The sequence below is a fragment of the Paenibacillus sp. sgz302115 genome (assembly GCF_056120445.1).
Genome location: NZ_JBVYOK010000004.1, coordinates 73,922 through 97,508, shown reverse-complemented (window position 1 = coordinate 97,508; position 23,587 = coordinate 73,922). Strand labels below are relative to the sequence as shown.

The following is a 23,587-nucleotide window of genomic DNA, read 5'->3' as shown; positions in this document are numbered from 1 at the left end:
ATCACGGCGCTCTGCTCTTTCTCATTTGCAAAAAGCGCCCTCCCCGCAGGAAGAGCGCTCACGAAGATTAAGGATTTACCGAGAAGACAATGTCATCGAACAGCAGGTAAGAGAAGCCGCTTGTATAGAAGCCGACTTTGCCGGACGGCCGGTGGCCCGGATCGCTGCCAGAGAGCCGCGGAGAACCATCTACGAAGACGGAGATATCCCCGTTCTTCACTGTCACCTTCACTGCATATTCTGTGTCCGGCTGCAGGTCATAGCCCGGCAGGACATTCTCGGTAAGTTTCTGCCAGGCCGTATCGTACAAGATCCAGGCCGAGGTTCCATCCGCCCGCGTGCGGTAGCCGATCCGGGTTGAGCCGGTGCTGTCCTGGCGGTCGAAGATGTACAGGATGCCATTGTCCGGAATGACGGACGGCGTCTTCAGCTTGAATTCCAGCTGATATGACGTAAAGCTGCGGTCCAGTAACGCCGTGGCGCCGTTCAGAAGCTTATAGCGGCGGTTCCCGTCCGGATCGGCGGCGATGCTGCGGTTAGGGTCGACCGGCCAGCCGTTGCCGCCGTTCTCGAAGTCTGTCTCATGCATAATGCTCGACACCGTTACGGTAATATCCGTCTTAATCAGCGGATCGGCCACAGAAACTGCCGTAATCACCGTTTCGCCTTCATAGACAGCGCTAACTACCCCCGCACTGTCCACGGTAGCCACTGCCGGGTCAGCCGACTGCCAGGTGACCGCCGTATCCGGCGTATCCGATGGATCGAAGCTGAGCTGCAGCTGCTTCTGTTCCCCGGCCGCGAGCCGTACTTTACTTTCCGCCGGAATAATTCCCGCTAAATCAGCCGTCAGCTCCTTGAACTGGATGTCATCGAACAGCATATGGCTGACATTGCTGACGTAGAAGCCGACCTTGCCGGACGCATTGTGTCCGGGGTCATTGCCCTTCAGGCGGAACTCGCCGTCCAGGTAGACGCTGATATCGCCGCCCTTCACAAGCATTTTGACTGTATATTCCGTATTCGGCAGCAGATCATGTCCGGGCAGCTTCACTTCCTTCAGCACCGCCCATGCGGAGTTGTACAGCAGCCAGGCGGAAGTTCCGTCCGCCCGCGTCTTGTAGCCGATCCGGCTGGAGCCGCTGCCGGACTGCCGGTCAAAGACATACAGCGTCACATTGTCGCCCATCGTCTCCGGAGTCTTCAGCCGGAAGCTCAGCTCGTACTCGGAGAAGGTTTTGGCGCTGAGTGAAGATGCCCCGTTCAGCACCTTATACCAGCGGTTGCCGTCAATTTTTTCAATGCTGCGGTAGGCGTCCTGGGTCCAGCCGTTCGCGCCGGATTCGAAATCCGTGAAGTCCATCACACCGTCGCCGGCCTCCACTGTCACCATAACGGTAGCTGTCAGCAGCGGATTCTCCGCCGACGCCACCGTAATGACCGTGCTTCCGACCGTTAGGCCGGTGACCACACCGCTGCTGTCAACAGAAGCAATGGAAGGATCAGCCGAGACATAGGTTAATGCCGGGTTATCCGCATTCCATGGGAGCACCGCCGTCCGCAGCTTCACCGTCTTCCAGCGGTCTACCGTAATTTCACTGTTATATACAGCCACACCCTGCACAGGCCGGCTATCCGGGCCGGTAGTGGTTCCCGCTTTGCCGTTTATACCGATGTCGCCGAACGGAATGTCCGGAAATCCGGGAATGGCAGTAAATACTTGCGCATCCGGCCGCAGGGACAGATCACCGCCCGCCAGATCGGTGAAGCCCGGGTCCGTCGTAGTCACCCAGTTATTCGCATATTGCAGCAGCCCGAATTTGTCATAAGCACCATATACATTGGTCGTTACGCTGCGGGCAATCTGCGGATTGTAGACCACATTCCCCTGGAAGGTGTTAGTGTCAGGATAATAGCGGTTCTCCGTAAAGAAATCCGCCAGCTCAGGGTATTTGGTCAAATACGGTGTGCCTGCAAAATTGTTGTTCGCGGTGAACAGCGCCTGCCATTTCGGCATGTAATTCAGCGGCACCTGATCATCTGGCTCATCGCCGAGGTACAGATCCGCGTAATCATAAGGAACCTTGCTGTCGACAAAAATATTGTTGCGGGCCTGGATATGCGCACCGCCGTTATTTTTGATGGCCGAATTGCCCATTTTGTAAAAAATATTCTCGTCGATCGTCAGCCCCATCGTGAAGTTATCGGGGTACACGCCTTCTACCCCCGCTTTGCTCTCACCGATGTTATGAAAATAATTGCGCCTGATCACTGTCCCCCGCTGCTGAGGCGTCTCTCCCGCATTCATGTAAATCGCCCCGAGATCCGAGAAGGTGGTGCAGACATCATAGATTTCGTTATATTCCACAACATGATCGTTGCCGAAAATCAGCACACCGGGATGGGGCGCATCATGCAGCTCATTATGCAACATCCGGTTGCCGACCCCCGAGAGCAGGACACCGGGATTGTAAGCTTTGTGGTAGTAGGCAAAATCATGAATATGCGAATTCTCCACGCTGTTATTCGCCGGCTGGAGCGTCGTTTTGTCGCCTCCCGCCAGGGTAACCGCAGTGCCGCCGATATGATGGATATGGGTGCTGATAATGGCGTGATCCGTCCCCGGCGCACCGTCGAAATTATTGTAATAGAACCGGCTCTGCGTATTGACCAGCACACCGCTGTTGGTGAAGTTGCGGATCTCACTGTTCAGGATGCGCATATGACTGCCGCCCATGAACACAGCCGCCGAGTCGCGGCCGTTCTCCAGCACCAGCTCCGAGAAATCGATGTACGAAGCGTTGAGCGCGTTGATCATCGGCGTCTTCAGCATTGTCACTTCGATATCCGGGTCTGATGTAGCAAACTCGGCATTTGGCAGGAAGTACAGCTTACCGGCCTGCCGGTCAATATAGTACTCACCGGGCATATCGATCTCTTCCAGCAGATTCTGCGCAAAATGGAAATCCGGATACCAGTTCTTGAACAGGCCGCTCATTTCCCCGTACCGCAGGGTAATGGTCTTGGCGGTTGTATCAATGGATGCGATCTTGTTGTACGACCACTCCCAGCTGTAGCCAAACACGCCGTCCAGCCAGATATCATTGGCCTGCGTCCAGTACTGGGGCCGGTCATACGTATAGGTAAAGGTGCCGCCGCGCGTATGCACTTCCCCGTTCGGGTCCTTCCGCGTCGGTCCGGGATCGATAATCTCATCCATCTGGACAGTACCTTCGTTAGGCCAGCGGGCCAGCGTCATGCCCTGGCCGTTCACATACAGCTCCATCGGCGGGACCTCGCTCAGATCATTGGCCAGATAATAGCCATGGCGGCTAAGCTCACCGTAATCGGTGATCCCGAGTGCGGCGAGATCGGCAACCTGCACTTTGGTTCTCGCTTCCGGGCCGATAATCCGGCTAAGGATGGCCGAGTCCGTAACAGGCGTAAATGCTGACTTCGCCAGCTTCTCCGATCCCGTCAGTGTTACCGATTCACCCGGATAAGCGGTGTAGGTAACCGTCTTGCCGGCTTCGCCGGAATCCTGCTGGCCCAGTTCAAAGCTGGCCGTCCGTTCATACCGGCCTTCGCGCAGATACACGGTGACGCCGCCCGCCGGCAGCCCTTCATCCGCTTTCAGTGCACGGATGGCATCCCGCGCTTTCTCCAGGGTCAGGAACGGGGCATTTTGCGTCCCGTTGTTGGAATCGCTTCCATTTGTAGCGACAAAAAATGTTTTTCCGGCAGGCCCGTTCTCCGCTGATACAGAAGCAGCAAAGGGCGGATAGGGCGTTGTTAGAAGCAGCAGACTGGTCATAAGTGCGGCAAGCAACCTTTTTTTCACCATAGCTCCTCTTCCTTTCAGATGGGAATGTTGACGGCTCCGCCAGTCTATGCCTTGGCGAAGCCGACCAGTGAGCAGCAGGTTCTCCGGACTCCACGATGTTGCAGGTCTCTTGTCTACATTGAACTGTTAATCTAGCCCAAGCTTTAGCCTATACCGCCGCCTACTTCTTCAATCCTTTATCCTTCAGGAATTGTTCAAATTGCTTGGTTACTTCCGCGACGTATTTCTCTTCGCCCGCTTCCTTCAGCTTGCCGTAGAGTGCAGGCCAGGTTTCATCGAAATCAAGCGTACCGGTGACCAGTCCCCGTTTGTACTCTCCCCATACCGCGTTCAGGTTGGCGATTTCTGTATTGACCGGCTCGGAGTTGAATTTGAAGGCGCCGACGGGATTAACCTCAGAATCGGAATTGATCTTTTTCGTTTCCTCCCAGATGTTCTCCGGCTGTCCTTCCTTCAGATAAGAGTTGAATACGCTGCCAAAAACCCAGTCCATGTTCGGCATATAACGCGAATCCGCCAGCGGCTTGATGTAATCGCCTGTTGTCTTCTCATAATGTTCACCGGCAATACCGTTGCAGAGCAGATTGTACAGCTCCTTGTCGGTATTCACCAGGTTGAGGAGCATCATCGCCCGTTCGGGATTTGGTGCCGTGCGGCTGATCGACTGGTTGGTTGTAGCCGAATATCCGTTGGAGAACCAGTCACTCAGCGGAACGGTGATGACTTCATTTCCGCCATTTTTCGCTTTAACCTCCGCTTCCACCCCAGGCTTCAGCGTTACGTTAAAGTCTACCGCGATCTGGCCTTTGGCCAGGTAATCGTTCATTTTTTCCGTAGCTGCATCCTTGTAAATATAGCCTTCCTTATACCATTTGCTGGCCAGCCGGAAATTGTCGAGCTCTTCTTCCGGATAGCGGTACAGCGTATAGGTCGGGTCATCTGTTTTGATATAGAAGTGGTCATCCAGCCCCGGAACTACCCAGTACTGGTCGTCATGTGACTGAGGATTGATAAATGAAGTGCCGAATACGCCGAACGGAATGATACCCGGTTCATTTTGCTTGATTTGGGCCAGGAACGGCTCGATATCGGCGATCTTTTTGATGGAAGCGGTGTCAAGATTGTACTTGTCGGCAAAACGTTTCTGGATAATGAATCCGTAGCGTGAGCCGTTAATCTGCTGGTTCGGAATGCCGTAGATTTCCCCGTCGACCGACAGACCGTCCCACATTACCTGCGGCACATCCGCCTTCAGCTCCGGCGCGTATTGATCAAGCAAGGCGTCCATCGGCTGAATCGCGCCTTTGCGTACCAGCTCCTCCGGTTTCAGCATGTAGCCGGTCCAGAGAATATCGAACTTCTCGCCCGCCGCCAGCACCGTGTTCATCTTCTGCACATAATCCCCGACCGCGACCGGCATCAGCTTGACTGTGGCGTTGATCTTCGATTTGACAATTTTATTGACTTCCTCCTGCACTTTGTCCTGATCAGCCTGAAGCTGTGACAGCGGATAATACCAGGTCAGTTCGACCGGCTTCAGTTCATCTGAGCCCCCCGAATCCGGAGCAGCGCTTTGAGCCCCTTCCGTGCCGGCCGGCGCCGCACTGTTTCCCCCGTTTCCGTTATTGTTGCCGCCGCAGCCGGCAAGCACGGACCCGGCGAGCAGACAAAGCGCCAAAACCCCAATCAGCCTCTTTTTCATGTGAGTGACCTCCTGTACTTAGTACATGTAATTGTATGTTAACCCTTAAGGGAGCCAACCGTAAGCCCTTTGACGAAAAAACGCTGGAAAAACGGGAAGATCACCAGCATCGGTCCGCCGGCCAGCACTGCAATCGCCATCCGCGCCGAACTGTTCGGGAAACTGCTTAAGTCGATGCCGAGCTGCCCTGTAAACTCTGAATTCGTGGTGAGGAACTCAATACTGTTGAGCGTTCGCACCAGCAGCAGCTGCAGCGGTACTTTGTTCGGATCGTCGATGTACAGCATCGCGTTGAACCATTCATTCCAATAGGTAAACGAAATCAGCAGACCCAGCGTCGCAAGCGCTGGCGTAGAAAGCGGGAGGATAATTTTGAAAAAGATGCGGAATTCCCGTGCCCCGTCCATTTTGGCCGATTCAATGATCTCAAGCGGAATTTTGGACATGAAGCCCTTCATGACCATGATGTTGAACGGCGACAGCAGGATCGGCAGAATGAGCGCCAGCAGGCTGTCTTTCAGATGCAGATATTGCGTAATGAGGATGTAGGAGGGAACCAGCCCCCCGCTGAACAGCATCGTGAAAAATACATAAAACGTCGTCACCCGGTTGTAGCGGTAATCCTGCCTTGAGATGACGTAAGCCGTCATTGCGGTCAGCAGCAGACCAAGCAGCGAGCCGATGACAGTCACCGTAAGCGTCACGCCGTAGGCACGTAGCAGAATATCCGGAGCATCCAGCAGATAGCGGTAAGCATCGAGACTGAACGAATGCGGGATGAACTGATACCCGTTTTCTTTGAGCGACTGTTCATCCGTTAGCGACACGGCAATGACCAGCAGGAACGGCAGGATGACCGCAAGCGACAGCACGATGAACAGCAGGTTGATGAACAATTTGGAGAATTCGAATTTTTTTGGCACTTGAGGCACCTCCTTACCACAGGGAATGATCGGGATTGATTCTGCGCACGATTCTGTTAGCCGTCAGCACCAGCACGAGACCGACAACCGACTGATAGAAGCCTGTAGCCGCCGACATGCTGACATTACCGACTTCACGCAGCGCGCGGTACACATACGTATCGATGACATCCGTTGAGCCGTAGAGAAAGCCTGAGTTGTTCGGGATAAAGTAATGCAGGCCGAAGTCCCCGCGGAACATGTTGCCGATCGACAGAATTAGCATAATAATGACCAGCGGTGCCAGTAGCGGAATCGTGATTTTAAAAGCCATCTGCCGTTTGGTCGCCCCGTCGATCCGCGCCGCCTCGTAGTATTCACTGTTGATTCCGATGACGCCGGCAAAATAAATCAGCGTGTTGAACCCGACCACTTTCCACAATTGAACGAGTATGAGTATTACCGGCCACGGCGCGGCATTCTGATACCAGCTCACCGGGTCCAGGCCGAAGGATTCCAGCGTGCGGTTAATGAAGCCGTCAGAATGGTTCAAGAACGCGTACGCCACATAACCCACCAGCACCCACGATAAAAAATGGGGCAGAAACAGCGCCGTCTGATAAAATTTGGTCCACTTGGCTTTCAGCTCGTTCAGCAGAATCGCCAGCAGCAGGGCCACCGATGTCCCCACCAGAATGTAAGCGGTGTTATAAAGGACCGTATTGCGGGTAATCCGCCATGCCGTATCGGTGCTGAACAAATAACGGAAATTATCCAGCCCGGTCCATTTGCTGCCGAAGATGCCGAGGTCATAGCGGTAATTTTTGAATGCGATGACCAGACCAATCATTGGAATATAGGCAAAAATCAATTTGTACAGTATTCCCGGCAGCGAGAGCAGGAACAGCTCCCGGTTGTTGCGGAAATGATTCAGCTCTCTCCGGGCCCACGACTGTTTACGCGTGACCGGCGGCGCACCCGGATTTGCTCTTTGCTCCGCGAGTGTAACCTTCTTCATCATAACCAAAGCCCCTTCCCTTCCTTCCTTAGCTGATGCCTGTGTTTCAGGCTTTGCACGACTAAGAATAGCGTAGAATCTGGCTTTTTCGGTACTGTACAATCGCAGGATTGCTGTACAGAGGGGCTGTATAGTTCCCGGATTCCTGTGCCGGCCCCCCGGATGGAGCCCCTGCACAATAAAAGGCCCGATAAATGAATATGGATTCATTCGGGCCTGGGTGTTAATGCGTATATGGATTATCTGCTGCGGTCGATGGCTGATTTGAGGCGGTATTCCTTGGGAGTCGTTCCATAGCGGCGTTTGAACAGGCGGTAAAAATAGCTCTCGTTGCCGAAGCCGACCTTCTCCATAATCTCGGTCACGGTTAAGTCCTTCTGTTCCAGGAACTCTCTGGCATAGGCCAGGCGGGCCGCATTGATCTGGTCAACTACCGTCGTGCCCTCCTGCGCCTTGAACACCTGGCCCAGATAGACGGAGCTCATCTTCAGCATGTCGGCGATCCGCTGCACATTGAGATCCGGGTCGGCATAATGCTTATCGATAATCTCCTTAACCGTCTCGGCCAGCAGCCGGTTCTTATCCTCCCGTCCGCTCCGGCGCTGCTCGGTCACCTCCTGCACCACTTCGAGCAGTACGGCTTCAATCTCATCCAGTGTCTCTTTTTCCAGAATGCGCCGGTTAATCGCCTGCAGATTAATGGATAGCGGATTGACGCTGTGGTTATTCATCTCACCCAGCGTATTGCTGAGTGTAACCGCCAGATGCAGCACGGCGGAGAACATCGTCTCATAGCTGAATCCGCCGAGCATCTCCCGCCAGCGGAGGATCGCCTGCTCAGTCTCCGCCAGATCGCCGCCCCTCAGCCCCTCGGTCAGCTGCCGTTCCAGCTCCAGCGGGATGCGCAGCGATTCGTTCCGCTCATTCTCCCGGAGCTGCTCCGGTTCAAGCACCGCACCTTTTCCGTAGATCATCCGGTAATTGGCGTGCCGCACCGCCAGATTATAGTGCTGCGATATGCTGCGGTAGTCGGTAAATATGTAGCTAAGCGTTACGGTAAAGGTGATGCGGTAATACCCGAGAATCGTCTGCTGAAGCTCTTTGAAGCGTTCGCCCAGCTTCTCCAGCGTGCCGGTTCCGCCGCCGGCGATGAAGACAAGATGCCCGCTTTTCATATCTGCCGCTTCGCAGGAGCCATCAAGCCGTAACAGCTCCTGGCCGATGTTCGCCACGGCAAAATACAGCAGTGCTTCCATTGCGGACCCCGGCCCCTTCGCCAGCTCCTGCAGGTCATCCAGCTGCACGAGCGCCAGCCGCAGCGGCGACGGATAAGCGATGTCTAGCCCGTACTGCTCCCTGATCTGCAGGAACGCCTGCTCATCAATACTGCGGCTGGACCCGATCAGGCTGCGCAGCTGGTACAGCTTAGCGACGTTCGACTGCGCTGCCCGCTCCTGCTCCAGCCCCTTGAGCTTGCCGATCATTTCGCTGACATTGGCGGCGATCAGCGACAGCTCATCCTTCCCCTGCGGAGCGCCGCGCACCTCCTCGGGCACCAGCATCAGCAGCTGGCCCACCGGCTTATAAAGCCGCAGCGCAAAGAATACGGACAGCATGACGGCGAGCGTGACGACAGACAGCGTTACCGCCACTTCCGTCCATTTCATCTGCCGGACACTGCCCAGTACGATATCGTAATCCTGCATACTGATGATCTGCCAGTTGTTCAGGGCTTTACTCAAAAAGGTTACCTTGTACTTCCTATCTCCATGCGGGTAGATAAATGAATCCAGCGGAGAATTTGCGGCGGCTATCTGCGGCAGCAGGTCAGTCTTGATATCCAGCCCGGCGGGCAGCAGCCCATCGGTAGAGATCAGCACCTCCCCGTTGCTGTCGGTGACGAACAGCACATCATTTTGCCGCTCCGCCACCATATTAAGCGCTTTCATATTATCAAGCATCCAGCCCGGCTTCACGGTCAGAACCAGCACATTATCATTGATCGAACCCAGAGAATCCCCGTCGTACAGGAAACACGCAAATACGTCGATTCCACCGTTCTTTCCGTCCAGATCGAGCGGAATCAGCTGCAGCTTCGGCACATCCGCGTGGGCATCCATATATTTTTGCAGAGCGCCATAAAACACGCTGTTATCCATCTCATGGTTCAGCGACGAGAAAAACCTGTGCTGGGCACCGTTGTAAAAGACGGCGGCGTGCAGATACGGGGAAGAAGCCACCGTATGGTTCAGGCGTTCGATTTTCAGAATGCTCATCTTGTAATCCGCACCGGACTTCAGCCCGAGCAGCTCATCGTCATTGTACAGCGACACCGCCAAATCCTTCACAATGCCGTTCATATTCTCTATGTTGTAGTTGATCTGGGTCAGCAGCTTACGGTCAGCTTCGTTTTGCAGACTCATTACCTTGTTGCGGGCGCCGGCGTTCAGAAACAGCGAAGCCACGGCCAGAATAGCCACTACAAGCATAAAACTGAGCAGAATCCGCTGTAAATATTTGCGCGAACGGATCGTCTGCATTACATTCATGGGCCCTCTCTCCCTGCTCTTAGAGTGACCTAACTATAATCCTGCGCGATTTTGCTTGTCAATCCGCAGCTCAGTGAAATTATTCCAGGGATCCTTCCGCACCCGGCAAGGTAACCTGTTCTGCGCCGAACAGCTCCCGCAGCAGCACCTCAGCCATAACCCGGTGTCCCGATGCATCTGGATGAATTCCGTCACCATAGCGGTATGAAGCGTTCCGCGCGCGTTCCTGGCGGATATGCTCCAGCAGCGGAGTCCGCAGATTAATCACGCCATCAGCGGGGCAGCCCCCGGATAACAGCCAGTCCGCATAACGCTCCAGTACAAGATCGTATTCCTTATAAGGAGTCAGATAACTGAACCCGGACGCTTCGGCCGGCAAAAGCTGAACATTCATCGACGCGCCGTCAAATGGCGGAGGAGTCATCAATATGACACTGGCGCCGGCTTCACGGATTTCAGCGCTCAATCGCCGCATTCCCGCCTGATAGGCTGCGAAACGCTCCGCTGAAAAGGGATGATATATCCCGTCGTTCATCCCATAGCAAGCCACAACTACGCCGGGCGAAGCTTCCGCCAGCTCCCCCGCCAGCCGTTCATGGATACAGGGCCGCGGAAACGGATGGGCTGCTTCACTGAGCCCGGAGGCCGTCTCGCTCGGGACCCCGCGGCCAAGCAGCTCCACGCCCAGATCCGGACGGTACTTCCTAAGCCATTCGCCGGCCAGCCGGATATACAGGCCGTCTGCCGTAATGCTGTCCCCGAGAAACAGAATCAGCGGCTTCGCGGAATCTTTATTGATCAACTCGGTTATTATTTGCTGCATGCTGTTCCCTCCTGATCATTGCCCAGGCCCTTCTCCCGGCCGAAACCGGGCGGTACGCCCGCACTCTAATGGTAGCACCGCCCGCCCCGTTCTGCCTTGACGATACCGACCATCTTTAGCATAATATGGCCATGACAACCAAACTATTTGCCCGGGACATCGGACTTGAGCCCGGGTTCACTTTCAGAATCCAGAAATGCCCGCTGAATCATGACTACTATGTTCACAGCCATGATTTCTCCGAGCTGGTCGTTATTTTGTCGGGAAATGCCGTGCATATCATCGAGGGAAGGGAGTATCCGGTTACCGCCGGTCAGGTTTTTCTGATCCACAGCAACGTTTCCCACGGCTACAAGAATGTTGACGGGATCGAATACGTCAACGTCATGTTCCAGCCTGAGCAGCTGCTGCAGCTGACCGAGCTCAGGCTGCTGCCGGGCTTTCAGGCTTTGTTCTACATCGAGCCCTTCTACCGGAAAGAGATGTATTTCAAGGGCATGCTTACGCTTGATGAACCGCAGCTCCAGGAGGCTACGCGGCTGCTGGATGTGATTCTCGCAGAGCATGACCGCCGGCCCGAAGGGTACCGGCTGATGATCCGCAGCTATTTTACTGCGCTCGTCGGCCTGCTGTCGCGGTATTACCAGAACAGCAGCGGAAGCGAGGACAATAAGGCGCTGCGGATCGGGGAGACGGTCACCTATATCGAGGAGCATTTCCTGCAGCCCATCACCCTGCAGTCCATGGCGGATATGGCCTATATGTCCACCCGCCAGTTTCTGCGGGTCTTCACCCGCAATTATCAGACGACTCCGATGGACTATGTGATCCGTAAGCGGCTGGATTATTCCTGCACGCTGCTGCGGAACCCGGATCTCTCCATTTCCCAGGTGGCCATGGACAGCGGCTTTCATGACCAGAACTACTACTCCCGCCAGTTCCGCAAGGTATTCAACTGCTCGCCGAGCGAATACCGCGGGAACCTGCGGCCTTCCTGACGCTGCCCTCAACCGCTCTTATCCTTCTTCCCTGTCGGCTCCGGCAGCAGCCTCGTCTCTCTGGCGCAGCCGCCGCCGGTAGGCCCCGGGGGTAATACCGAACCGCCCGCTGAACAGGCGTATCATGTAGTTCGAATCACGGATACCCACCCGCTCGGCAATATCGGGAATGCTGAGCACCGTCTCCCCCAGCAATTTCTTGGCTTCCTCCAGGCGGAGGTGCAGCACATATTGCAGCGGCGTCGTGCCGATATGCTGCTTCATGCACCTCGTAATATAATCCGCCTGGAAATGCAGCTCCTCCTCAAGCCCCGCCAGCTGAAACGGCTCCCTCCAGTGAAGATCCAGATAGGCTGCGGCCGCGCGGGCCAGCCGGACTGCCGGCTCCGGCTGGGCAGTCCGGCTGCATTCCGCCTGCAGGAGCGCCAGCAGCCTGGCCAGCAGCAGGTGGAGCCGGAGCGCGTTTTCTGTATTCAGCCCGCTGTGAATCTCGTTCATCTCATGCAGCACCGGCTCTATGGCATCCACATCAACTGAAGCGAACTTCGGTATATAGAGCCGCTGCTGGGCGGAAGGCGCTTCATCGTCGACCGTCCCTTTCGCCAGCAGCGACGACCAGGGGATCTCCTCTCGCCGGATCGAAGCCGGCTTGCCTCCATGAATGAAGTGCACCCAGTAGATTTCCGTATCCTCTGCGCAGTCCCCGTATCCGGCATGCGGCAGCCCCGCTTCCAGGACGAGCAGCTTCCCCGGACCTACCGCGTACTCCTTATCTTGTTCCGCCATATACAGCGTCCCACGCTTCACCAGCAGCAGATCGTAGACGCCGAAGGTACGGGCGAAATGCCGGTCTCCCGGCGACCAGACCGCATGCCCGACCGTTACGAACTGCGGCAGCGGCGGGATGGCGAATTCCAGGCACAGCATCTTCTATCCCTTCTCTCACAAGTCGGTTTTGTGCTATTCAAAGTCTATATTATCACTGGCTGCCCCGGCAAAAAAGAGTTACATTGACTGGGAATAAGCTTTATCACCAACCACATAAGGGGCTGTTTAACGATGCGTTTTCGTCAGGTCCACCTCGATTTCCATACGTCGGAGGCAATTCCCGGCATAGGCAGCGAATTCTCCAAATCCCAGTTTCAGTCCATGCTGCGCACCGGCCATGTTGATTCAATCACCGTGTTCTCCAAATGCCATCACGGCTGGGCCTACCATCCAAGCGATGCCAATGAGATACACCCGCACCTCAACTTTGACTTGCTGGAGGAGATGATCACTGCCGCACATGAGATCGGAGTCCGGACGCCGGTATATTTATCGGCCGGTCTGGATGAGAAGCTGGCCCGCCGTCATCCCGAATGGCTGATCCGCGACGCTGAGGACCGGACACGCTGGGTGAAGGATTTTATGACGCCGGGTTATCACGAATTTTGCTTTAATACGCCTTATCTGGATATTTTGCTCGCGCAGATCCATGAAGTTGTCTCCCGCTATGACGCAGACGGCATCTTCCTTGATATCGTCGGCATCCGTAAATGCCGCTGCCAGTATTGCGTGGCTGCACTGCGGGCAGCCGGGCAGGATCCGCGCGACGAAGCCGCCGTCACCGCCCTGGGCGAAGCGACCTACCTGAACTACGCCCGCCGCGTCCGCGAGACCATAGATGCCGTGAAGCCCGGCCTGCCGGTCTTTCACAACAGCGGCCATCAGCAGCGGGGCCGTCGTGACCTGGCCGCAGTCAACACCCACCTTGAGCTGGAATCGCTTCCGACCGGAGGCTGGGGTTACGACCACTTCCCGCTGTCCGCAAGGTACGCCCAGCAGCTTGGGCTGGATTATCTCGGCATGACCGGCAAATTCCATACCTCGTGGGGCGAATTCGGCGGCTTTAAGCATCCGAATGCACTGCGGTATGAGGCCGCGCTCAGTCTCGCGCACGGCGCCAAATGCTCCATCGGCGACCAGCTTCACCCCTCGGGCCTGATGGATGAAGCAACCTACACCCTGATCGGCGCCGCCTATGCCGAGGTGGAGGCAAAGGAGCCCTGGTGCAGCGGAGTAGAGAATGTAGCCGACATCGCTGTCCTGTCCCTGGAGGCAGCGCGGGAAGCCTGTCCTGACAGGGAGGTGCTGAAGGGGAAGCCCAATCTGGCCGACGCCGGCGCAGTGCGGATATTAAGTGAAGGCCACTACCTGTACGACATAGTTGACACGCTGAGCGATTTTTCCGCCTATAAGGTGCTGGTTCTGCCGGATGACGTGCTGGTGTGGCCGGAGCTGGCTGCTGCGATAGAAGCGTTTACTGCAGGCGGCGGCAAGGTACTCGCTACCGGACGATCCGGATTAAACACGGCGGGCGATGCGTTTGTCCTGGAACTGGGAGTCCGCTGGCTGGGCATCAATCCGTTCCGGCCGTCCTATTTCCATCCGCATTTCACTCCCGGCGCCCTGCTGCCCGCCTCCTATGTGATGTACGGCGAAGGCCAGCTTGTGGAGCTTGACGGCGGCCATCTGCTAGGCCATCTGGAGAATCCGTATTTTAACCGCGATGTCTTCACGTTCTGTTCGCATCAGCACACACCGGGTGCCAGACAGGATAATGGGCCAGGCATGGTTCAGAGCGAGTACGGAATCTATATCGGCTGGAATGTGTTCAGTGAATATGCGGACGGCGGTCATCTTATCCTGAAGGATATGGTACTTCATGCACTATCTCTGCTGCTTCCGCAGCCTGCCCTGCGGACCAATCTGCCAGCCCGGGGAATTACGACCCTGCAATACCAGCAGGCGGAGCGCCGTTATGTGAACCATCTGCTCTATGCCGCACCAGCTCTGAAGGGCCGCATCGAGGTCATTGAGGATATCGTGCCACTGCGGGATATTTCCGTCAGCCTGTACCTCCCGGCTCCGGAGTCCGTCCAGCGTGTCTATCTGGCAACGTCGATGACAGAGCTGCCGTTTACGTTAGGCAAAGATGGTGAACTTAGTTACACCGTTCCTTACCTTGAGAATCATCAGCTGGCCGTGATCGAACTGGCGTAGGTATGCAAAAAGGGAGGTTGCAAAAAGCCTTAATTGGCTGCTGCGACCTCCTTTTTTATAAACTAGTAAACCTCAGCTATTGTCCCCCGGCTTGACGACACCCTTCTTAATAATTCCATTTCCATACTGCCATGAACGCCGCCTGATGCGGCACATAATGATCCAGGGGAAGCAGCTCGAGAACCGCATCCAGCAGCTTACACACCATCTGAAACAACACAAAAACCCGCGATGCTAAGCATCACGGGTCTAATATGATGGACCTCAAGTCCGGCCTATTCCGGTTGCATCACCTGCTCCGCCGTATCCCGCGCATAATCGCTGAAGGTGGAGAGCACGCTGTTATATTCTTCAATGTCCTGCACGCGGATACCCTCATGCAATTGGTTCAGAATCTCTTCGGGCAGTGAGGATTTCATCGAGCCCATATCCATTTGAAAAAAGGTTTTCAGCACCTTATCCGCTGCGGGTGGGCCTTTGAACAGAGTCAGGTTCCCGTGTTCATCCACACCGAAATAGGCATCCTTCTTAACCAGCGGAGATAAATCATTGACGCTTCGCTCCAGCCATAGATCGCCCTCCTGGCTGATCCAGCCGTTCCAGCCCGGATGAGCCGCAATCACTTCTCTAAGCTGTGCCGGAGAACGTTCACCGGGAAGCGTCTGCACTTCCTCGCCGGAAATATAGGCCGTCTTCAAATGAACCGTGCGGGAAATCGGCTCCCTGCTGACCGCTTGCAGCAACTGCTCCCGGTCTATTGCCATTGCCGGGTTACCTTCTATCCTGCCTCTTTCTGTATTGTTATACACGGCCGCCGCAACCGGCATGCTTCCGCCCGCATCACCATTTTGCAGCTCTCCAAGCCCCTCAGGTACAGTCCACACCTTATCGGTCAGCAATCCGCTGAGCTCCTCCGGCACCTGCATGCCGCGCCAGGCCAGCACTGTCAGGGCAATACAAGCCGCGCCTACCCAGGGAGCTTTTTTCCAGCGTCTCCAACGCCGCCACAATTGTTTTTTTAAGCGAAAAGCATTCACGTTGATCCCTTCATTCTGCTTTTTTCCTATTGTGGCCTGTGAAGGGAGGCTTTATGCGTTTTGGCGTAAAATTTGACGAATCCCCCCGGTTAGGTGTAAAAATACATTCATACTTATCATTCTAAGCCATCATTTGCTATACTCTATAGTAGTGGAATAGTTAAAAACTAAAACAAAGGGGTAATCCTCGATGATCATTCAGCCAAAAACACGCGGCTTCATTTGCACAACCGCCCATCCGGAAGGGTGCGCCAAACAAATACAAGAACAAATTGATTATGTCAAAGCACAAAAGAAGCTGACCGGACCTGTGAACGTGCTGGTGGTCGGCGCCTCTACAGGATATGGACTCGCATCACGGATTACCGCCGCTTTTGGCGCCGGTGCAAATACGATTGGCGTATACTTTGATAAAGCGGCAGAGGGCTCCCGCACAGCCTCGGCAGGCTGGTACAATTCCGCAGCTTTTGAACGGGCTGCCGCAGAACAGGGCCTGAAATCACACAGCATCGTTGGAGATGCTTTCTCCGATGCCATCAAAACCAAAACCATTGAGCTTATCAAAGCGGAATACGGTAAAGTCGATCTTGTGGTATACAGTGTCGCCTCCCCGCGCCGTACCCATCCGGTAACCGGAGAAACCTTCTCCTCCGTCATTAAGCCGGTAGGCGAAGCCTACTCGAACAAAACCATGAACTTCCATACCGGAGAAGTATCCACGGTGACTATTGAACCTGCGACAGACGATGAGGTTCGCCAGACGATTGCCGTCATGGGCGGAGAAGACTGGGGCATGTGGATTGATCAGCTTCAGGAAGCAGGTGTGCTTGCTGACGGGGCAACAACAGTCGCCTATTCCTACATCGGCCCGAAGATTACCCATCCGATCTACCGGGACGGAACCATTGGCCAGGCTAAAAATGATCTGGAAAAGACAGCTATCCGGCTAAATGAAAAGCTGAGTCCAAAGGGCGGACGTGCTTATGTATCAGTCAACAAAGCACTCGTCACGCAGTCCAGCTCGGCGATCCCGGTAGTTCCTTTGTACATTTCCGCACTATACAGAGTAATGAAGGAAAAAGATCTGCATGAAAATTGCATCCAGCAAATGTACCGCTTGTTCGCAGAGCATCTGTATAATGGCGGCGAAGCGTCTGCCGACGGCAGCCACCTGATCCGGATTGATGACTGGGAAATGCGCGAGGATGTGCAGATTGAGGTTATGAGACGGTGGAATGAACTGGAGACCGATAATGTTCCTGAGCTGTCCGACCTTAAGGGCTATCAGGACGACTTCTTCCACCTGTTCGGCTTCCGCACGGATGGTGTGGACTATGAAGCCGATATTGACCCTGAGGTAGATATTCCCAATCTGGTTTTGTAATTCACTGAGAACCCGTAAAAGTCTCTAACCTCAAAAAAGCCGTTCCCTTCAGCAGTAACCGAAGGGAACGGCTTTTTACTTGTGATCCGTCTTGCTACAGTTGCGATATAGCGTTATAAATACCTAAGACAAAGTTTGTTTACTTACTACTGCACTCCATGCACTGCTATTGTCAGGGGATTTTGCTCTTACACGATACGTATGTGTAGTTTTAGGAAGCAGGTCAGAATGAGTATAACTCGTTGCTGCGCCAGCATCCACTACTGCACCGTCTACCTCAATTTCGTATCCAGCTGCACCCGCAACCGTCCCCCAGCTCACTGTGATTTGATTATTTGTTGCTACAGCAGATGCTGCAGGAGTTGCCAAAAGCGTTTTTACCAGTGTTGAATTGCTCCAATCTCCAAGCCCGCCGCTGTTTTTAGCCCGGACCCGAACAGCATATTCAGTGTTGGCTGCCAACCCCGCTTTAGAAAAGCTGGTCGTTGTCACGCTGCCTGCAATTGCTCCATTAATCTCCACGTCATATCCAGTGGCCCCTGGAATTGCGGTCCAACTGGCTGCCAAACTAGAAAACGTTGAAGTTACTGTCACCGGGTCCACTGCTGCCGGCGTCGTATATTTGCTGACCGCTGCGCTCCAGGCGCTGGCATTATCCGCACTTTTTGCCCGTACTTTGTACGTATGGGAAGTGCTTGGCGTCAGGCCGCTGTGCGTGTAGCTTAATTCTGTTCCATTGTCCACTACATTGCCGTCCACGTCGATTTCATATTCCGCAGCTCCGGCGATGGCCGCCCAGCTTACCGTCACCTGGTTGCTTGTTGAGACGGTTGTTGCCGTTGGTGTTGCCAGCAGCGTCTTCAGCGTTACTGGTGCACTATATTCACCTACACCTCCGGTGTTCTTTGCTCTCACGCGTACCGTGTATTCGGTGTTGGCTACTAAACCGGCCTTGGAGAAGCTGGCTGCTGTGACGCTGCCTGCAACCGTTCCATTAAATTCCACATCATATCCTGTGGCTCCTGTGACTGCTGTCCAGCTAGCTGCCAAGCTAGAAGCTGTCGGAGTTAATGCTACTGGGCCTACTGCTGCCGGCGTGGTGTACTTGCTGACCGCAACGCTCCAGGCACTGGCATTATCCTCGCTCTTCGCCCGCACTTTGTACGTGTGGGAAGTGCTTGGCGTCAGGCCGCTATGCGTGTAGCTTAATTCTGTTCCATTGTCCACTACGTTGCCATCCACGTCGATTTCATATCCCGTGGCTCCGGCGATGGCTGCCCAGCTTACCGTCACCTGGTTGCTTGTCGAAACCGTAGTTGCCGTTGGCGTTACCAGCAGTGTCTTGAGCGTTACCGGTGCGCTATATTCACCTGCTCCCCCGGTGTTCTTTGCTCTCACCCGAACCGTATATTCGGTGTTCGCCGCGAGCGCTGTTTTGGTAAAGCTGGCTGTTGCCGAGCTGCCTGCAACCGCTCCATTAATCTCCACATCATATCCCGTTGCCCCTGTGACTGCGGTCCAGCTAGCTGCCAAGCTAGAAGACGTCGGAGTTAATGTCACAGGACCTACTGCTGTCGGCGTAGTATACTTGCTGACCGCTGCGCTCCAGGCACTGGCATTATCCTCGCTCTTCGCCCGCACTTTGTACGTATGTGAAGTGCTTGGCGTCAAGCCTTTGTGCGTATAGCTTAATTCTGTTCCGTTATCCACCACAGTGCCATCTACATCAATTTCATATCCCGTTGCTCCGGCGATGGCTGCCCAGCTTACCGTCACCTGGTTGCTTGTTGAAACCGTCGTTGGTGCTGGTGTCACCAGCAACGTCTTGAGCGTTACTGGTGCGCTATATTCGCCCGCTCCCCCAGTGTTCTTAGCTCTTACTCGTACCGTGTATTCGGTGTTGGCCGCAAGCGCTGTTTTGGTAAAGCTGGTTGTTGCTACACTGCCTGCAACCGCTCCATTAATCTCCACATCATATCCTGTGGCTCCTGTGACTGCTGTCCAACTGGCTGCCACGCTAGAAGCTGTTGGAGTAAGCGTCACCGGACCCACTGTTGTCGGCGTAGTATACTTGCTGACCGCAGCACTCCAGGCACTGGCATTATCCGCACTTAATGCCCGTACTTTATACGTATGGGACGTGCTTGGCGTCAAGCCTTTGTGCGTATAGCTTAATTCCGTTCCGTTATCCACTACGGTGCCATCCACGTCGATTTCATAGCCTGTGGCTCCGGCAACTGCTGCCCAGCTTACTGTTACTTGATTACTTGTCGAAACTGTTGTCGGCGTTGGCGTTACCAACAGCGTCTTCAGTGTCACCGGTGCGCTATATTCACCTACGCCTCCGGCATTCTTCGCTCTCACGCGTACCGTGTATTCAGTGTTGGCTGCAAGCGCTGTTTTGGTAAAGCTGGTTGTTGCTACACTGCCTGCAACCCCTCCATTAATCTCCACATCATATCCCGTGGCTCCCGTAACAGCAGTCCAGCTAGCTGCCAAGCTAGAAGCTGTCGGAGTTAATGTCACCGGACCCACTGCTACTGGCGTCGTAAACTTACTTACCGCCGCACTCCAGGCACTGGCATTATCCGCACTTAATGCCCGCACTTTGTACGTATGGGAAGTACTTGGCGTTAGGCCGCTGTGCGTGTAGCTTAATTCTGTTCCGTTATCCACTACGGTGCCATCTACTTCAATTTCATATCCCGTTGCTCCGGCGATAGCTGCCCAGCTTACTGTCACTTGGTTGCTTGTCGAAACTGTTGTCGGCGCTGGCGTTACCAGCAACGTCTTGAGCGTTACAGGTGCGCTATATTCACCTACGCCTCCGGCGTTCTTAGCTCTCACGCGTACCGTATATTCGGTATTGGCTACTAGACCCGTTTTGGAGAAACTGGCTGCTGTGGCACTGCCTGCAACAGTTCCATTAATCTCCACATCATATCCCGTAGCTCCTGTGACTGCTGTCCAACTGGCCGCTAAACTAGTAGACGTTGGAGTTAATGTCACCGGACCCACTGCTGCTGGCGTCGTAAACTTACTTACCGCTACGCTCCAGGCACTGGCATTGTCCGCACTTAAGGCCCGTACTTTGTACGTATGGGAGGTGCTCGGGGTTAGGCCGCTGTGCGTATAGCTTAATTCTGTTCCGTTATCTACTACCGTGCCATCTACTTCGATTTCATATCCCGTAGCCCCGGCGATGGCTGCCCAGCTTACTGTCACTTGGTTGCTTGTCGAAACTGTTGTCGGCGCTGGTGTTACCAGCAACGTCTTCATTGTCACCGGTGCGCTATATTCGCCCGCTCCACCGGTATTCTTCGCTCTCACGCGTACCGTATATTCGGTGTTGGCTACTAATCCTGTTTTCGAGAAACTAGTCGTTGCCACACTACCTGCAACCGCTCCATTAATCTCAACGTCATATCCCGTAGCTCCTGTGACTGCGGTCCAACTGGCCGCTAAACTAGTAGACGCTGGAGTTAATGTCACCGGACCCACTGCTGCCGGCGTCGTAAACTTACTGACCGCAGCGCTCCAGGCACTGGCATTATCCGCACTTAAGGCCCGTACTTTGTACGTATGGGAAGTGCTTGGCGTTAGGCCGCTATGCGTATAGCTTAATTCTGTTCCGTTATCTACTACCGTGCCATCTACTTCGATTTCATATTCTGCCGCTCCGGCGATGGCTGCCCAGCTTACCGTTACTTGATTGCTTGTTGAAACTGTCGTTGCCGTTGGTGTCACCAGCAGCGTCTTCAGCTTCACCGGCGTTCCCCATTCTCCGATACCTCCGCTGTTCTTGGCCCGTATTCGAACCGTATACTCCGTGTTTGGAGTCAGCCCTGTTTTGGTATAGCTAGTTGTAGTCGGGCTGGCAGCGATAGTACCATTGATCTCCACATCGTAAGCCGTTGATCCTGTAATTGCCGTCCACGTCACAGCCAGCGATGTGCTGGCAGGCGTAACTGTCACTGTTCCTGCCGCTGCCGGCGTCGTATACTTGGTGACTGCTGCGCTCCATGCACTGGCATTATCTTCACTTTTTGCCCGCACTTTGTACGTATGTGAAGTACTTGGCGTTAGGCCGCTGTGGGTGTAGCTTAATTCTGTTCCGTTATCTACTACGGTGCCATCTACTTCGATTTCATATTCTGTCGCTCCGGCGATGGCTGCCCAGCTTACTGTTACCTGATTGCTGGTTGAAACCGCCGTTGCTGTTGGCGTTGCCAGCAGCGTCTTCAGCTTCACCGGGGCGCTATATTCGCCCGTTCCACCGGCGTTTTTCGCTCTCACACGTACCGTGTATTCGGTGTTGGCTGCTAATCCCGTTTTGGAGAAGCTGGCTGCTGCCACGCTGCCTGCAACAGTTCCATTAATCTCCACATCATATCCCGTAGCTCCTGTGACAGCGGTCCATGCGGCTGCCAAAGAAGAAGCCGCCGGAGTTACTGTTACAGGTCCCACTGCTGCCGGCGTCGTAAACTTGCTGACCGCAGCGCTCCAGGCACTGGCGTTATCCGCACTTAAGGCCCGTACTTTGTACGTATGGGACGTGCTTGATGTCAGGCCGCTGTGGGTATAGCTTAATTCGGCTCCATTATCCACTACAGTGCCATCTACTTCGATTTCATACTCCGTAGCCCCAGTAATGGCCGCCCAGCTTACCGTTACCTGGCTGCTTGTCGAAACGAGCGTTGGCGTTGGTGTCACCAGCAGCGTTTTTACCGTTACAGGTGTGCTCCACTCACCAGTTCCCCCGGTATTTTTGGCCCGCACCCGAACGGTATAGTCCGTATTTGCCGCAAGCGCTGTTTTGGAATAGCTGGTTGTTGCTGAGCTTCCAGAGACTGCCCCATTAATTTCCACATCATATCCTGTCGCCCCTGTGGCACCAGTCCAGGCAACGGCTAGCGTTGAGCTTGTTGGGTTAACTGTTACATTGGCCGGTATAACCGGTGTTGTGAATTTTTTGGTTAGTGTCGACCAGACGCTTGCATTCCCGGAGCTAAGCGCCCTAACTCTATAGGTGTGTTCAGTGCTGGGCTCCAAACCGGTAAGTGTATAGGAGGTTTGTGCTCCAACATTTACTGCCACACCGTCATACTCTACCTCATAGGATTCAGCATTGGCTACCGCATCCCAATTCAAGCTGATTTCACTACTTTTCGAGAGTGCTGTGACAGCGGGAACTGACAATAAAGTTTTTATTGTGATTGGGCTGCTCCAGTCACTTTTCCCTGCAGGATTTACCGATCTAACCCGGTACGTATATTCAGTATTGGGAGTTAGTCCCGATCTGGTAAATGCTGAGGATGAACTGGAAGCGACTATTGACCCATTTTCTTCAATATCGTAGGACATCGCCCGGTCAGCATAAGGCCAGGACAGCAACACAGAGTTGCTGGCTGCAGTCGCGGTTACATTCCCCATAGCACCTGGAGCGGCAAGCTCCCCTGTACCTTCCGGCTTAGGCGTAGCCGTCCGTTTCTCTCCACCGGAAGCGTAGTATACGTTCTCATTAGAATCATAATCTACGACCTCACCCGTATCTGCATTCACAATAAAATATTCCTGCAACCCGTAGTCCCGGGTTTGTACTGGCGTCTCATTCCCGTAAACATCTGTTCTAGTAATGTCCCAGACTCCAGGGTTCATCCCGGATTGAGTGTATATCATAAGGGTATGTAGATAGTAAAAGTTATCAAAGCGAATCTTAAACGCATTCTCAACAGTTCCAGTGTAATTGGATACATATTTTACGAATTTGACATCTAGCAAATTGCTTGAAGATAGACTCGCGGATTGGCTTCTGTAATGAGAACCTCCGGAATAGCTGAAAGAGTAGACTCGTGACCACGACATCTTAATCTTTTTGTCATTTACATAATAATCTCCATCACTGTTTTTATACAAAATATACTTGTCATCCGCACTTCTGCTTAAGTACGTTTGCGCCCCGCTTGCTTCTGCTACTCTCCCTTTTGGAATAAGCACACCCGAGAAGATGTACAAGAGCGCAAGAGTGAGAATAAGCCATCTTTTTAAATGCTTAGAGTAAAATTTCATAATTCCCCTCCTAGAATAGAAATATCCAAAATTTGATTAGAGAGTAAATATTCTATAATCCACCATATTCCCCTTCTTTTAGATTCAGAAAAAATAAAAAAAACCATAAAAAATTCATAATTTTGTCACAAATAGAAGAAGCGCCCGTCTTTATCCTCCAAAATAAACAAAAAAATAAGCCGTAAAATTGCTATAAGCAACATTACAGCTTATCTT

At 54.0% G+C, this 23,587-nt stretch carries 12 protein-coding genes; 3 read left to right on the top strand and 9 right to left on the bottom strand.

Annotation, left to right across the window (positions count from 1 at the left end; all coding sequences use genetic code 11):
* Nucleotides 1-67: 67 nt before the first annotated feature.
* The 6 genes from AC0LWN_RS10965 to AC0LWN_RS10940 all read right to left on the bottom strand — a co-directional run bounded on the left by AC0LWN_RS10965 (nucleotide 68) and on the right by AC0LWN_RS10940 (nucleotide 10,838).
* Nucleotides 68-3,844, bottom strand: coding sequence for an Ig-like domain-containing protein (locus tag AC0LWN_RS10965; RefSeq protein ID WP_474665132.1), 3,777 nt, complete (start codon nucleotides 3,842-3,844; stop codon nucleotides 68-70).
* A 160-nt stretch (nucleotides 3,845-4,004) separates the two neighbouring features.
* Nucleotides 4,005-5,546 (bottom strand): ABC transporter substrate-binding protein, encoded by a 1,542-nt coding sequence (locus AC0LWN_RS10960; protein WP_474665130.1) that lies wholly within the window; start codon nucleotides 5,544-5,546, stop codon nucleotides 4,005-4,007.
* Between the two features lie 38 nt (nucleotides 5,547-5,584).
* The gene (locus AC0LWN_RS10955; RefSeq protein ID WP_474665128.1) at nucleotides 5,585-6,469 is read right to left on the bottom strand and encodes a carbohydrate ABC transporter permease; all 885 of its coding nucleotides are present in this window, start codon (nucleotides 6,467-6,469) and stop codon (nucleotides 5,585-5,587) included.
* 13 nt (nucleotides 6,470-6,482) lie between these two features.
* Entirely contained in the window at nucleotides 6,483-7,469 is a 987-nt protein-coding gene (locus AC0LWN_RS10950; RefSeq protein ID WP_474665126.1) for an ABC transporter permease, read from the bottom strand.
* Nucleotides 7,470-7,705: 236 nt separating this feature from the next.
* On the bottom strand, nucleotides 7,706-10,015 hold the full coding sequence (locus AC0LWN_RS10945) for a helix-turn-helix domain-containing protein (protein ID WP_474665124.1): 2,310 nt from the start codon (nucleotides 10,013-10,015) through the stop codon (nucleotides 7,706-7,708).
* Nucleotides 10,016-10,094: 79 nt separating this feature from the next.
* On the bottom strand, nucleotides 10,095-10,838 hold the full coding sequence (locus AC0LWN_RS10940) for a GDSL-type esterase/lipase family protein (protein ID WP_474665122.1): 744 nt from the start codon (nucleotides 10,836-10,838) through the stop codon (nucleotides 10,095-10,097).
* Between the two features lie 131 nt (nucleotides 10,839-10,969).
* On the opposite strand from AC0LWN_RS10940, the gene AC0LWN_RS10935 reads away from it, so the two are divergent.
* A complete protein-coding gene (locus tag AC0LWN_RS10935) occupies nucleotides 10,970-11,836 on the top strand; it encodes a helix-turn-helix domain-containing protein (RefSeq protein ID WP_458963852.1) in 867 nt (288 codons plus the stop codon).
* A gap of 18 nt (nucleotides 11,837-11,854) precedes the next feature.
* On the opposite strand, the gene AC0LWN_RS10930 is transcribed toward AC0LWN_RS10935, so the two are convergent.
* Nucleotides 11,855-12,763 (bottom strand): helix-turn-helix transcriptional regulator, encoded by a 909-nt coding sequence (locus AC0LWN_RS10930; RefSeq protein WP_474665120.1) that lies wholly within the window; start codon nucleotides 12,761-12,763, stop codon nucleotides 11,855-11,857.
* Nucleotides 12,764-12,895: 132 nt separating this feature from the next.
* Here AC0LWN_RS10930 and AC0LWN_RS10925 point away from each other — a divergent pair, with 132 nt between their 5' ends.
* Nucleotides 12,896-14,881: a beta-galactosidase trimerization domain-containing protein gene (locus AC0LWN_RS10925; protein ID WP_474665118.1), complete on the top strand. Its 1,986-nt coding sequence runs from the start codon at nucleotides 12,896-12,898 to the stop codon at nucleotides 14,879-14,881.
* Between the two features lie 275 nt (nucleotides 14,882-15,156).
* On the opposite strand, the gene AC0LWN_RS10920 is transcribed toward AC0LWN_RS10925, so the two are convergent.
* Entirely contained in the window at nucleotides 15,157-15,918 is a 762-nt protein-coding gene (locus AC0LWN_RS10920; RefSeq protein WP_474665116.1) for a BofC C-terminal domain-containing protein, read from the bottom strand.
* Nucleotides 15,919-16,108: 190 nt separating this feature from the next.
* Here AC0LWN_RS10920 and fabV point away from each other — a divergent pair, with 190 nt between their 5' ends.
* Nucleotides 16,109-17,302, top strand: a complete 1,194-nt coding sequence (gene fabV, locus AC0LWN_RS10915) for an enoyl-ACP reductase FabV (protein ID WP_474665114.1) — start codon at nucleotides 16,109-16,111, stop codon at nucleotides 17,300-17,302.
* 123 nt (nucleotides 17,303-17,425) lie between these two features.
* Here fabV and AC0LWN_RS10910 read toward each other — a convergent pair whose 3' ends face one another.
* Complete coding sequence (locus tag AC0LWN_RS10910; protein WP_474665112.1) at nucleotides 17,426-23,371, bottom strand: fibronectin type III domain-containing protein; 5,946 nt, start codon at nucleotides 23,369-23,371, stop codon at nucleotides 17,426-17,428.
* Nucleotides 23,372-23,587: the final 216 nt, after the last annotated feature.